Source organism: Variovorax multivorans, assembly GCF_051216835.1.
Lineage (GTDB): Bacteria > Pseudomonadota > Gammaproteobacteria > Burkholderiales > Burkholderiaceae_C > Variovorax.
The window spans coordinates 115,346-128,551 of sequence record NZ_JBPJZL010000011.1 but is presented as its reverse complement, the minus strand read 5'-3'; the positions used below and the strand labels follow the sequence as shown (position 1 = coordinate 128,551).

Sequence of the window (13,206 nt, the reverse complement as noted above, 5' to 3'; positions counted from 1 at the left end):
GGTAATCGCACGCCGAAGCGGGTGCTAATACAGGAATCAGAGGGGATTCGGGTATTATCCCGCCTTTGCCGCAACCCCCGCGAACGCGCCGGCTTTTGCGCCAAAAACGATCAATTCACCCCGTCAAACGACCCAAAAAATAGAGTGACGACCTGCCGATGCGCAGGCCGTACTCAGAGGAATTCCGCACATGTTTGGAGCTTTCCGTCGGTACTTTTCCACCGACCTTGCGATCGACCTCGGCACCGCCAACACCCTGATATTTGCCCGTAACAAGGGCATCGTGCTGGACGAGCCCTCGGTTGTCGCCATTCGCCACGAAGGCGGCCCCCACGGCAAGAAGGTGATCCAGGCCGTCGGCCGCGAGGCCAAGGCCATGCTGGGCAAGGTGCCTGGCAACATCGAGGCGATCCGCCCGATGAAGGACGGCGTCATTGCCGACTTCGTGATCACCGAGCAGATGATCAAGCAGTTCATCAAGATGGTGCACCCGCGCACGCTGCTCACGCCGAGCCCGCGCATCATCATCTGCGTGCCCTGCGGCTCCACCCAGGTCGAGCGCCGCGCCATCAAGGACGCGGCCGAAGCAGCTGGCGCCACCTCCGTCTACCTCATCGAAGAACCCATGGCCGCGGCCATCGGCGCGGGCCTCCCCGTCAGCGAAGCCTCGGGCTCGATGGTGGTGGACATCGGCGGCGGCACCACCGAGGTGGGCGTCATCAGCCTGGGCGGCATGGTCTACAAGGGCTCGGTGCGCGTGGGCGGCGACCGCTTCGACGAAGCCATCATCAACTACATCCGCCGCAACTACGGCATGCTGATCGGCGAGCCGACGGCCGAAGTCATCAAGAAGAACATCGGCTCGGCCTTCCCGGGCTCCGAAGTCAAGGAAATGGAAGTCAAGGGCCGCAACCTTTCCGAAGGCGTGCCGCGCAGCTTCACCATCAGCAGCAACGAAGTGCTGGAAGCCCTGACCGATCCGCTCAACAACATCGTCTCGGCCGTGAAGAACGCGCTGGAGCAGACGCCGCCCGAGCTGGGCGCCGACATCGCCGAGCGCGGCATGATGCTGACCGGTGGCGGCGCCTTGCTGCGCGACCTCGACCGCCTGCTGGCCGAGGAAACCGGCCTGCCGGTGCTGGTGGCCGAAGACCCGCTGACCTGCGTGGTGCGCGGCTGCGGTATCGCCCTGGAGCGCATGGATCGCCTGGGCAGCATCTTCACGAGCGAGTAAAAGGCGAAAGCCATCATCGGCCGGCCTCTGCTTGCGCAGGCCGGCTTTTTGTTATTTGATTCCGCACCACCGCCGGGTCTGAATTCATGCCTCTGGGCACGCTCGATCGCACAGCGCCACCCCTGTTCAACCAGGGGCAGTCGGCGCTCAGCAAGCTGATCTTCTTCGGCGCGCTCGCCCTGTTCCTCATGGTGGCCGATGCGCGCTTTCACATCGTGCAGCCGATCCGCGCGACCATCGGCGCGGTGCTCTACCCGGTGCAATGGGTGGCGCTGAAGCCGGTGCAGGCCGTGCTGGGAGGTGGGCGCTACCTCGAAGACCTGCAGACCGCGCAGCGCAACGAGGAAGACGCCCGCAAGGCGCTGATGATGCAGGCCGAACGCGCCGCCCAGGCCGACACGCTGCTGCAGGACAACGCCCGCCTGCGCGAGCTGCTCGAACTGCGCCAGACCACGGCCACGCCGGGCCGCGCGGCCGAGGTGCTCTACGACGCGGCCGACCCCTACACCCGCAAGATCGTCATCGACCAGGGCCTGACCCAGGGCGTGGCGCCCGGCTCGCCGGTGATCGACGCGCGCGGCGTGCTCGGCCAGGTCACGCAGGTGCTGCCCTTCACGAGCGAGGTCACGCTGGTGATCGACCGCGATCTTTCCATTCCCGTGCAGAACACCCGCACCGGCGTGCGCAGCGTGGCCTTCGGCGACGCCTCGGCCCACGGCGGCGGGCTGGAGCTGCGCTTCATGGCCGCCAATGCCGACCTGCAGGAGGGCGACCTGCTCTCCACCAGCGGCGTCGACGGCATCTATCCCGCCGGCCTGCCGGTGGCGAAGATCGAGCGCATCGAGCGGCGCGCCGACTCGGCTTTCGCCCGCATCTACTGCGTGCCACTGGCCCATGTGACGGCCGCGCGCTATGTGCTGGTGCTCGAGCCCACCGGCACGCCGGCCGCGCCGCCGCCTGCCGCGCCCGCCGCCACCCAGCGCAAGCGGCCTGAAGGCAAGCCCGGCGCGGGCAAGAACGAAAAGAAGCCAGCGGGAGCGCGCCCATGATCAAGCGTCCAGGCCAGCAGCAGCTCCTGCTGCCCGTCAGCCCGCTCTTCATGTGGAGCAGCCTCGTGGTGGCGCTGCTCATCAACATGATCCCCATCGGCCGCGCGGTCTGGATGCCCGACCTGCTGGCGTTGGTGATCGTGTTCTGGGGTGTGCACCAGCCCGCGCGCGTGGGCATCGGCGCGGCCTTCGTGTTCGGCCTGTGCATGGACGTGCACCAGTCGTCGATGCTGGGCCAGCATGCGCTGTCCTACACCACGCTGGGCTTCTTCGCGATCACCATCCACCGGCGCCTGCTCTGGTATCCGGTGCTCTCGCAGGCGCTGCAGGTGCTGCCGCTCTTTGCGCTGTCGCAGCTGATCGAGGTCGTCACGCGGATGATCGGCGGCGGTGTGTTCCCGGGGTGGTCTGTGCTGATCTCGCCTGCCATCGAGGCCGCGCTGTGGCCCTTGGTCACCGCACTGTTACTGGCCCCGCAGCGCCGCACCCCGGAACCGGACGAGAACCGCCCCCTCTAAGCCCTGCCCGCCGCATTTGCCAAAAGCAACTGCACGCGCCTAAGCTCCCACCGCCATGACCGAAATCCGCAACGTCGCCGCCGACCTCGCGCGCTTCAAGCGCCGCGTGATCGTCATTGGCCTGGCGGTGCTGTTCGCGTTCAGCCTGCTGTGTGCGCGGCTGGTGTACCTGCAGGTCACGCGCCACGAAGACCTGGCCGAGCAGGCAGAGAGCAACCGCACGGCCGTGGTACCGGTGGTGCCCAACCGGGGCCTGATCCTCGACCGCAACGGCATCGTGCTGGCCTCGAACTATTCGGCCTACACGCTGGAGATCACGCCCTCCAAGGTGAACGACGTCGAGGAAACCATCGACAGCCTGACCCAGGTGCTCGAAGTCTCGCCGCGCGACCGCCGCCGCTTCAAGCGCCTGCGCGAAGACTCGCGCAGCTTCGACTCCATCCCCATCCGCACCCGCCTGAGCGACGAAGAGGTGGCGCGCTTCGCGGCCCAGCGCTATCGCTTCCCTGGCGTGGAGATCAAGGCGCGCCTGTTCCGTAACTACCCGCAGGGCGAGCTGGCCTCGCACGTGCTTGGCTACATCGGCCGCATCAACCAGCGCGAGAAGACCGCGATGGAAGACTGGGACGAGGAAGACCAGGCCAACTACAAGGGCACCGATTACATCGGCAAGCTCGGCATCGAGCAGAGCTACGAGAAGACGCTGCACGGCCAGACCGGTGTCGAGCAGATGGAAACCTCGGCGGGCGGCCGCGCCGTGCGCCGCCTGGCCAGCCACCCGGCCACACCGGGCAACACCGTGATGCTGTCGCTCGACATCAAGCTGCAGAAGCTGGTGGAAGACATGTACGGCGACCGCCGCGGCGCGCTGGTGGCCATCGACCCCAAGACCGGCGAGGTGCTGGCCTTCGTGAGCAAGCCCACCTTCGACCCCAACCTGTTCGTCGAAGGCATCGACAACGAAAGCTGGGCGGCGCTCACCGAGTCCCTCGACAAGCCGCTCCTGAACCGCGCCCTGCGCGGCACCTATCCGCCCGGTTCCACCTACAAGCCCTTCATGGCAATAGCGGCATTGCAAACCGGCAAGCGCGGGCCCAACGTGGTGGTGAACGACCCCGGCTACTTCAACTTCGGCGGCCACCGCTTCGGCAGCCCCGAAGGCAACCTGGGCGGCGTCGACATGCGCCGATCGATCCAGCTGTCGAGCAACATCTACTACTACTCGCTGGCCAACGAGATGGGCGTGGACCTGATCCACGACTTCATGAAGCCGCTGGGCTTCGGCCAGATCACCGGCATCGACCTGGGCGGCGAGGTGCGCGGCGTGCTGCCCAGCACCGAGTGGAAACGCAACACCTACAAGCGCCCCGAGCAAAAGAAGTGGTACGCGGGCGAGACCATCTCGCTGGGCATCGGGCAGGGCTACAACGCCTTCACGATGCTGCAGCTGGCGCAGGCCACGGCCATCGTGGCTGACGGCGGCTTGAAGCACAAGCCGCACCTCGTGCTGGCCACGCGCAACACCGTGAGCGGGCAGGTGGTGCCGCTGCAGCAGCCGCCGGCGGAAAACCTCGGCTTCTCGGCGGCCAACGTTGCGGTGGTCCGCGACGGCCTGACCAGCGTGGTCACCGCCGGCACGGCGCGCGGCGTGTTCGCGGGCGCGGCCTACCAGGCAGCCGGCAAGACGGGCACGGCGCAGGCGGTAACGCAGGCGCAGAACACCAAGTACAACGCGCGCGCACTGGAAGAACACCAGCGCGACCACGCTCTTTTCATGGCCTTCGCGCCGGTGAACGACCCGAAGATCGCCGTGGCTGTGATCGTGGAAAACGCCGGCTGGGGCGCGGGCGCCGCGGCCCCCATCGCGCGCCGGGTGTTCGACTACTGGCTCGCGAACCAGTACCCGAGCGAGGCCGACCTGGCGGCCATCAAGACCGGCAAGGCGACCGCGCCAATCGGCAAGCCGCGCGTGGCGAGTGAAGTGGCGTGGCCGGTGCCTGTGGCGACGCCCGCCACGGCGCCCTGACCCGTATTACTCCCTCTCCCTCTGGGAGAGGGTTGGGGTGAGGGCGAGCGGCCTCACCTCCATCGCGCGCGTTCTGACGCCGCTGCCCTCACCCTAGCCCTCTCCCAGAGGGAGAGGGGACAAGATGGAGGGGGGCAACGCAAGCCTCAAACCACCGTTCCGCTGACCTCGCCGAGGCCGATGCGCACCGCGCCCGCGCGCTCGCAGTAACCGCGAATGATCAGCGTGTCCCCGTCTTCCAGGAACGTGCGCTTCTCGCCATTCGGCAGCGTGATCGGCTGCTTGCCGCCCAGCGTCAGCTCCATCATCGAGCCGGCCTCGTCGGGCTTCGGGCCCGACAGCGTGCCCGAGCCCAGCAGGTCGCCCGGCTGCAGGTTGCAGCCGTTCACCGTGTGATGAGCGATGAGCTGCGCGGCCGTCCAGTAGGCGGCCTCGGTGGTGTTGCCGCGCGTGAGCAGCGCCGGGGCAACGCCCTCGGCGCGCATCTTCGCGGTCTGTAGCAGCACTTCGAGCGTGATGTCGAGTGCGCCGCTCTCGCGGTTCGATGTCGAATCGAGGTACGGCAGCGGCTGCGGGTCTTCCGCGGGCCGTTCGAACTTCGCGCGGAACGGCGCCAGCGCCTCCATGGTCACGATCCACGGCGACAGCGAGCTTGCGAAATTCTTCGAGAGGAAGGGGCCGAGCGGCTGGTACTCCCAGGCTTGCACGTCGCGCGCCGACCAGTCGTTGAGCAGCGTCACGCCGAACAGGTGGTCTTCGGCCTCGCCGATGGCAATGGGTTCGCCTTGCGCGTTGCCGCGGCCCACCAGGAAGCCCAGCTCCAGCTCGTAGTCGAGCCGCTTCGAGGGGCCGAAGCTCGGCTCGGCCGCATCCGGCGCCTTGGTCTGGCCCTGCGGGCGTTTGAAGCTCTGGCCGCTCACGACGATGGACGAGGCGCGGCCGTGATACCCGATGGGCACCCACTTGTAGTTGGGCAGCAGCGGCTGGTCGGGGCGGAACAGCTTGCCGACGGTGGTCGCGTGATGGATGCCCGTGTAGAAGTCGGTGTAGTCGCCAATGCGGCAGGGCACCGTCATCTCGGCCTTGGCCTGCGCCAGCAGCGCCTTCGACCACGCGGCCTGCTTGTCGCTGCCTTCGGCAAGGCCCGCGGAGATCGCGGCGCGCAGGGCCTGGCGGTCCTTGATGCTGGCGTTCATCAGCACGTTCATGTCGTCGGTGTCGACGAGGCCCGTTGCGCGCAGGTCCAGCACCTGGTCGCCGATGGCGACGCCGATGCGGAAACCCTCGCTGCTGCCGGCCGTGCGGAAGCGACCGAGGGGCAGGTTCTGGATCGGGAAGTCGGTGCCAGCTTCATGGGCCGAGGCGACCCAGCTGCGCAGCTTCGGGTCATGGGTGGCGTTCAGTGCGGTCATGGATGTCTTTCTGTGAATCGGTTCAGTCTGCGGTCATGCCGGCCTTTTGGGCCACATCGCCCAGGCGCTTGTATTCGGTTTCGGTCAGCGTGGTCAGCTCTTGTGGGGTCGAGCTGCGCGGCGAGAAGCCGGCCTGCGCCAGCTTGGCCTTCACGTCGGGCATGGCGAGCGCTTCGACAAAGGCCTCGTTCAGCGCCTTGACGATCGGCACCGGCAGCTTCGCCGGGCCGTACACGCCGAACCACGGTTCCAGCGCGTAGCCCTTGAGCCCGGCTTCGGCCATCGTCGGCACGTTGGGCAGCGAAGGCGAGCGCGTAGGGCCTGCCACCGCCAGCGCGCGCAGCTTGCCGGCCTGTATGTGCGGCAGCGACGCCGGCAGGTTGTCGAACATCACGCCGATGTTGTTGCCCAGCATGTCGGTGATGGCCGGGCCGCTGCCCTTGTAGGCAACGTGCACGAGCTCGGTGCCGGTCATCTGCGCGAACATCACGCCGGCCAGGTTCATCGAGGTGCCGGCGCCCGCGGTGGCGTAGGGCAGGCCGGGGTTCTTCTTCGCGGCGGCAACGAGGTCGGGCACGGTCTTGATGGCGGAGGCCGCCGGCACTTCGAGCACGATGGTCGAGGTGCCCAGCAGGCTGATGGCCGTGAAATCCTTACGCGGATCGAAGGCCATCGATTTGTAGATGTGCGGGTTCAGCGCGTTGGTCGAGATGGCACCGAAGCCGATGGTGTAGCCGTCGGGCGCGGCCTTGGCCACGGCGTCCATGCCGATGTTGCCGCCCGCGCCGCCGCGGTTGTCGATCAGCACCGGCTGGCCCAGCTTCTCCGACACCTTCTGGCCCACGGTGCGCGCCACCAGGTCGGTGGTGCCGCCCGGCGTGTAGGGCACGATGAAGCGGATGGGCTTGGACGGAAAGTCTGCGGCCTGTGCGACGTGCACGAGGAAGGGCGCCGCCAGCAGCGCCACGGCCGCCGCCCGGCGGGTGAGGGTGAATGCGTTCTTCATGCCTTGAACTGGTCCTTCAGCCCGGCCCAGCAGTCCGCGTAGTCGGTGTCCAGCGCAGGGCTCTTCAGCGCGAAGTCCGTCGGAATGAAGCGGTAGCGGCTCTCGAACATGAAGGCCAGCGTGTTGTCCAGCTTGTGCGGCTTCAGGTCGGCGTGCGTGGCCTTGTCGAAGGCTTCCTCGTCGGGGCCGTGCGGCACCATGCAGTTGTGCAGGCTCGCGCCGCCGGGCTTGAAGCCGCCCGGCTTGGCGTCGTACTCGCCCAGCACCAGGCCCATGAACTCGCTCATGAGGTTGCGGTGGAACCATGGCGGGCGGAATGTGTTTTCCATCACCATCCAGCGCGGCGGGAAGATCACGAAGTCGCAGTTGGCAGTGCCGGGCGTGTCGCTGGGCGAGGTCAGCACGGTGAAGATCGACGGATCGGGATGGTCGAAGCTGATCGAGCCGATCACCATGAAATGCGCCGTGTCGTACTTCACTGGCGACAGGTTGCCGTGCCAGGCGACCACGTTGAAGGGCGACTGCTTCATCGGCGCCTGCCAGAAGCGGCCGCCGAATTTCTTGACGATTTCGTAGGCGCCTTCTTCCGATTCGAAAGCCGCCACGGGCGCCTGGAAGTCGCGCGCGTTGGCCAGGCCGTTCGAGCCGATCGGGCCGAGCTCGGGCAGGCGGAAGTGCGCGCCGTAGTTCTCGCACACGTAGCCGCGCGAGAGCCCGTCGGGCAACGCCACTTTGAAGGCCATGCCGCGCGGCAGCACCGCGATTTCGCCGGGCTTCACGTCGAGCACGCCCAGTTCGGTCGTGATGACGAGGCGGCCCTGCTGCGGCACCAGCAGCATTTCGCCGTCGGCGTTGACGAAGGCGCGGCGCTCCATCGAGCGGCCCGCGAGGTACATCAGCGAGCCGATGCCGACCTGCGACTCGGCATCGCCGTTGGCCGCGATGGTGCGCATGCCGTCGACAAAGTCGATGTCGGCCGCGCCGTCCAGCGGCTGAGGATGCCAGCGCAGGGGCTCGGGCGGCAGGGGGATCTCGCGGTCGGCGCCGGTCGTCCAATGCGCCTGCGCGTAGGGCTGGTAGCGCCCCGACACCACCGAAGGCTGCCGGCGGTACAGCCAGGTGCGGCGGTTCTCGTGGCGCGGCGCGGTGAAGGCGGTGCCGGAGATCAGCTCGGTGTACAGGTCGAAGGGGCCGCGCTGCGGGTTGTTGCGGCCTTGGGGCAGGGCGCCGGGCACCGCCTCGGAGGCGTACTCGTTGCCGAAGCCGCTCTGGTAGCGCCGTTCAGAGGGCGAGGTTGCTGGGGTCATGGGCTTCTCTTTCGAAAGTCGCAATGAGGAGATTGGAATGCGTGGAGCCTAGCCGGCGCGCGCCGCATCGAAGGCTTCGCGCAGCACGGCCAGCGAGCCGACGTGGTTGGCCAGCACGAGCACGAGGCGCGCATTGAAGGCATGGCTTTCCTCGGTGGAAAGCCCTTGATGCGCCTCGATGAGCGCTTCGTAGAAGTCATCGGGCGCTTCGAGGTTCGGTGCGGTGGTCAGGTGCTGTTGCTGCTGCATGGTGTTCACGCCTTTGCCAGTGCGCGGCCGATGGCCGCGCGGATGTTCACTGCCGTGGGTTGCCGCCAGCGCGCGCACACGTGCTGGTCGGGCCGCAGCAGGTAGACGGTGCCGGGCTGCGCGTCGTAGCGCTGCGTGGCGAGTGCGACGTCGGTGCCGCCGCCTTCCACGCGCACGACGTGCAGCGGAAAGTCGCTCGCCTTCAGCGCCTGCAGGCTGCGCTCGGCCGTCTCACCCTGGCCGAACACAAGTGCGGTGAACTGCGAGACATGGCACTCGCGCAGCAGCCAGCCGGTGCTGCCATCGGCGCGCACGACAGGCGCATCGGCGGCTGCCGCGCCCGGCACCATCGCGCCCGCGAAGGCCTCGGCATCGGCCGTGTTGAGCGGCGAGTCGCGCAGCACCGTGGCCACCGACAGCCGCCCGCTGTTCACCAGCGTGCGCGCAAAGGCGTGTCGTTTGGTCAGCTCCAGCACCGCATCGCGGAACAGCCGGCTCACCTCGCTCTTGGGCGTGATGAAGTCGGTCGCGCGCGTGGAGTTGCGGATGTTCTCGTCGGCCGCGAACTCGCGCTCGCTGGCGTAGCTGTCGAGCAGGGCGTCGGGCGCCTCGCCGCGCACCACGGCCGCGAGCTTCCATGCGAGGTTGTCCGCGTCCTGCACGCCCGAATTGGCGCCGCGTGCGCCAAAGGGCGACACGCCATGCGCCGAGTCGCCCGCGAACAGCACGCGGCCGTGGCGGAAGCGCTCCATGCGCTGGCAGGCGAAGGTGTAGACGCTGGCCCAGCCGATCCGGAACTGCACGCCTTCGAAGCCGATGCTGTCGAGCAGCGCGCGCACGCGCGGCGTGATGTTCTCGGGCTTGCGCTCTTCCACCGGGTCGGCGTCCCAGCCGAGCTGGAAGTCCACGCGCCACATGCCGTCGGCCTGCTTGTGCAGCAGCACGCTCTGGCCGGGGTGGAACGAAGGGTCGAACCAGAAGCGCCGCTCGGTGGGCAGGTGCGCGTCCATCGTGATGTCGGCGATCAGGAAGCGGTCGCGAAACACACGGCCTTTTGCTTCCTGGCCCAGCAGCTGACGCAGGTTGGAGCGCGAGCCGTCGCAGGCGGCAACGTAGTCCGCCTGCAGCCGGTAGTCGCCCTCGGGCGTCTCCACGGTCAGCACCGCGCCGTCGTCGCGTTGCTCGATGCCCGTGACCTTGTTGTTCCAGCGCAGGTCGATCAGCGGCAGCGTGGCCGCGCGCTCGACGAGGTAGCCCTCGACGTAGTACTGCTGCAGGTTGATGAAGGCCGGGCGCTCGTGGCCGGGCTCGGGCAGCAGGTCGAAGCGGTAGACCTGCTCGTCATGGAAGAACACCTTGCCCACGTTCCACGACACGCCCTTGTCGACCATGCGGTCGCCACAGCCGAGGCGGTCGAAGATCTCCAGCGTGCGCTTGGCGAAGCAGATCGCGCGCGAGCCGCTGGAGAGCGTGTTGTCGTTGTCGAGCAGCACCACGGGCACCTGCCGCAGCGCAAGGTCGATGGCCAGCGCCAGGCCGACCGGGCCGGCGCCGACGATCACCACCGGGTGGCGGGCGGGCGTGGCCGAGTCCTGGTCAGCGTGGCGGCGATAGTCGAAGCGCAGGCTCTGATAGTCGATCACGTGTTGTCTCCGTGTCTTCTTCTGTCGTCTCGCGCAATCAGCCTTCCAGTGCCTTCCACATCTCGATGTCGCGCTCGGCTGTCCACACGCGCGGGTCGGCGTGGCCCGAGGCCTCGTCGTAGGCGCGGCTCACGTCGAAGGGCATGCAGTGGTCGAAGATCACCCACTGGCTGTACTTGGGCTTGAGCTTCTCGTAGGTGTCCTTGTAGACCGCGTTCAGGTCGCGCCCGGCCTTCACGCCTTCCTGCACGCTGGCGTACACGTCGGAGATGAAGTTGCGCGTACCGGTCAGGCCCTCGGCCACTTCGGCCGGCGTGGTCAGCGCGGCGCCGCGGCCCGGCACCAGCGCGGCGGGCTTCAGGGCTGCGATGTTGTCCAGCGTCTGCGGCCAGTCCTTGAAGTAGGCGTCGCCGGCATACGGCGTGGCGCCGAACTCGACCAGGTCGCCCGACAGCAGCGTCTTCTCGCCCGGCAGCCAGACGACGGTGTCGCCCTTGGTGTGGCCGCGACCGAGCTGGATCAGCTGCACTTCGAGCTTGCCGAGCCACAGCGTCATCTTGCCGGTGAAGGTCATGGTGGGCCAGGTCAGGCCGGGCGGCACCGTCTCGACGTTCTGGAACAGGCGAGGGAAGCGGCCGATTTCGCTGGCCTTGTCCTGCTCGCCGCGCTCGACGATCAGGTCGCGAGTGTCCTGGCTGGCCAGGATGTGTTCGGCATCGTAGCCCGCCGCGCCCAGCACGCGCACCGCGTGGTAGTGCGTGAGCACCACGTACTTGATGGGCTTGTCGGTCACTTCGCGGATGCGGCGCACCACGTCGGCCGCCATGGCGGGGGTGGCCTGGGTATCGGCCACCAGCACGCAGTCGTCGCCGATGACGATGCCGGTGTTGGGGTCGCCCTCGGCGGTGTAGGCCCAGGCATGTTCGGAGATCTGGCTGAAGGTGATCTTCTTCTCTTCCATGTCGGCCTGGCTGGCGAATTTCTTGGCTTGGCTCATCGGTTGTCTCCGTTGGTGGGGTGAGGTTGGTTTTGCGATTCGTCTAATCTGAACGAATTCGCGGTGAACGAATTTCCGCAGTGTAAGCCGCTGATCAGTTAATGTCTAATCCCTTCTTCATGAACGAACGACCAGAAGGCGAGGCCGGCCATGGCAGCCAGTGACACCGACCGCGCCCAGCGCGGCATCCAGAGCATCGAAGTCGGTGGCCAGCTGCTGCGCGCGCTGGTGCACCACGGCCGGCCCATGGCGCTGAAAGACCTGGCGCGCGAGGCCGACATGACGGCCGCCAAGGCGCACCCGTACATGGTCAGCTTCGGGCGCCTGGGCCTGATCGAGCAGGACCGTGCCAGCGGCCACTATCTGCTCGGCCCGCTCGCCTTGCAACTGGGGCTCATCAGCCTGCAGCAGGCCGACCCGGTGCACATTGCCACCCCGCTGATCGCCCAGCTGGCCCAGCAGACCGGCCACACCGTGGCGCTGGCCGTGTGGGGCGCGCGCGGCGCAACCATCGTGCGCACGGCCGAATCGCCCTCGCCGGTGCACGTGAACATGCGGCACGGCACGGTGTTCTCGCTGACCAATACGGCCTCGGGCCGCGTGTTTGCAGCCTTCCTCGATGCCGACGCGGTGCGCCAGCTGCTCGAGGACGAGCGCCAGCGCCAGAAGCAGCGCAAGGGCGCCGAGCCGGCCCCGGCCGCCGGCATGCCGCCGGTGCAGCCGTTGCCCTCGTGGAGCGACTTCGAGCGCCAGTTGCAGGAAGTGCGCGCGCACGGCATCAGCCGCTCCGACGGCGAGGTCATCGAAGGCGTCAGCGCCATGGCTGCGCCGGTCTTCGACCACACTGGCGCCATCGTGCTGGCCGTGACCGCCATCGGCCCGGCCGGTATCTTCGACACCGCGTGGGACGGCGAGATTTCCCGCGCGCTCAAGGCCTGCGCGGACACCGTGTCGCAGCGCCTGGGCGCCACCGCCAACCCGCCTGCCGCGAATCCCCCCAGACCAGAGCGATGACGCCAGTCAAACCAGATATCTCTTCTCCTCCTCTCCACGCGGCCATCGAGCTGCTGCGCAACGCCCGGCGCATCGTCGTGTTCTCCGGCGCTGGCCTGTCGCGCGCCTCGGGCATCCCGACCTACCGCGATGCGGACGGCCTGTGGAAGAACCAGAATGCACTGCAGTTCTCCCATGCCGAAGACCTCCAGCGCGACCCGTCGGGCTTCACGAAATTCTGGGCGCAGCGCCTGTCGATGATCGAATCGGCACAGCCCAACCCGGGCCATACCGCGCTAGCGCTGCTGCAAAGGCTGCGGCCCGCCACCCGGCTGGTCACACAGAACGTCGACGGCCTGCTGACCCAGGCGGGCGGGCTCGACGTGCTCGAACTCCACGGTTCGCTGCGCCGCTGGCGCTGCGACCACTGCGGCAACCGCAGCGGCCCATGGCCCTTTCACCGCTGCCTGCGCTGTGGCTCGCACGCGCGGCCCGACGTGGTGATGTTCGGCGAGATGCTGAACGAAGGCGTGCTGCTCGACGCGCAGGTGGCCGCGCAGGAGTGCGATCTGTTCATGGTGGTCGGCAGCACGACCATCGTCTATCCGGCGGCCGAGCTGCCGCAGACGGCGCTGGCGCACGGGGCTCGGCTCATCACGCTCAATCTGGAGCCGCTGCCTCATCTGGATGAAGCAGCGACCGTGGTGCTGCGCGGCGCCTCGGAAGACCTGCTGCCGCAGCTGCTCGCAGGCCTGCCAGGCTGAAAGGCTAA

Annotated in this window: 12 protein-coding genes; 6 read left to right on the top strand and 6 right to left on the bottom strand. The window is 67.8% G+C overall.

Annotated elements, in window-relative coordinates; genetic code table 11:
* The first annotated feature begins 190 nt into the window (after window positions 1-190).
* The 4 genes from ACSFCA_RS26460 (at window position 191) to mrdA (ending at window position 4,827) form a co-directional block, all read left to right on the top strand.
* Window positions 191-1,234 (top strand): rod shape-determining protein, encoded by a 1,044-nt coding sequence (locus tag ACSFCA_RS26460; protein WP_007833435.1) that lies wholly within the window; start codon window positions 191-193, stop codon window positions 1,232-1,234.
* Between the two features lie 86 nt (window positions 1,235-1,320).
* Window positions 1,321-2,283, top strand: coding sequence for a rod shape-determining protein MreC (gene mreC / locus ACSFCA_RS26455; protein ID WP_258351759.1), 963 nt, complete (start codon window positions 1,321-1,323; stop codon window positions 2,281-2,283).
* On the top strand, window positions 2,280-2,801 hold the full coding sequence (gene mreD / locus ACSFCA_RS26450) for a rod shape-determining protein MreD (protein WP_093076761.1): 522 nt from the start codon (window positions 2,280-2,282) through the stop codon (window positions 2,799-2,801). Before mreC ends, mreD begins: the two co-directional genes overlap by 4 nt.
* 55 nt (window positions 2,802-2,856) lie before the next feature.
* Window positions 2,857-4,827 carry a penicillin-binding protein 2 gene (gene mrdA, locus ACSFCA_RS26445; protein WP_435461589.1) on the top strand — a complete coding sequence of 657 codons (1,971 nt, stop codon included), beginning with the start codon at window positions 2,857-2,859 and terminating at the stop codon, window positions 4,825-4,827.
* 146 nt (window positions 4,828-4,973) lie between these two features.
* Here the strand turns inward: mrdA and fahA are convergent, their stop codons facing one another.
* The 6 genes from fahA to ACSFCA_RS26415 are packed head-to-tail and all read right to left on the bottom strand — an operon-like array spanning window position 4,974 to window position 11,441.
* The gene (fahA, locus tag ACSFCA_RS26440) at window positions 4,974-6,239 is read right to left on the bottom strand and encodes a fumarylacetoacetase (RefSeq protein ID WP_435461590.1); all 1,266 of its coding nucleotides are present in this window, start codon (window positions 6,237-6,239) and stop codon (window positions 4,974-4,976) included.
* A 22-nt stretch (window positions 6,240-6,261) separates the two neighbouring features.
* The gene (locus ACSFCA_RS26435) at window positions 6,262-7,245 is read right to left on the bottom strand and encodes a Bug family tripartite tricarboxylate transporter substrate binding protein (RefSeq protein WP_435461591.1); all 984 of its coding nucleotides are present in this window, start codon (window positions 7,243-7,245) and stop codon (window positions 6,262-6,264) included.
* Window positions 7,242-8,552, bottom strand: a complete 1,311-nt coding sequence (gene hmgA, locus ACSFCA_RS26430; protein WP_435461592.1) for a homogentisate 1,2-dioxygenase — start codon at window positions 8,550-8,552, stop codon at window positions 7,242-7,244. The genes ACSFCA_RS26435 and hmgA overlap by 4 nt, the downstream gene beginning before the upstream one ends.
* A 48-nt stretch (window positions 8,553-8,600) precedes the next feature.
* Window positions 8,601-8,801: a DUF2783 domain-containing protein gene (locus tag ACSFCA_RS26425; protein ID WP_258351754.1), complete on the bottom strand. Its 201-nt coding sequence runs from the start codon at window positions 8,799-8,801 to the stop codon at window positions 8,601-8,603.
* Between the two features lie 5 nt (window positions 8,802-8,806).
* A complete protein-coding gene (locus ACSFCA_RS26420) occupies window positions 8,807-10,444 on the bottom strand; it encodes an FAD-dependent oxidoreductase (protein ID WP_435461593.1) in 1,638 nt (545 codons plus the stop codon).
* Window positions 10,445-10,481: 37 nt separating this feature from the next.
* A complete protein-coding gene (locus tag ACSFCA_RS26415) occupies window positions 10,482-11,441 on the bottom strand; it encodes an MBL fold metallo-hydrolase (protein WP_435461594.1) in 960 nt (319 codons plus the stop codon).
* 150 nt (window positions 11,442-11,591) lie between these two features.
* Between ACSFCA_RS26415 and ACSFCA_RS26410 the strand changes: the two genes are divergently transcribed.
* The gene (locus ACSFCA_RS26410) at window positions 11,592-12,455 is read left to right on the top strand and encodes an IclR family transcriptional regulator (protein ID WP_435461595.1); all 864 of its coding nucleotides are present in this window, start codon (window positions 11,592-11,594) and stop codon (window positions 12,453-12,455) included.
* Window positions 12,452-13,198, top strand: a complete 747-nt coding sequence (locus ACSFCA_RS26405; RefSeq protein WP_435461596.1) for an SIR2 family NAD-dependent protein deacylase — start codon at window positions 12,452-12,454, stop codon at window positions 13,196-13,198. Before ACSFCA_RS26410 ends, ACSFCA_RS26405 begins: the two co-directional genes overlap by 4 nt.
* Window positions 13,199-13,206 lie beyond the last annotated feature (8 nt).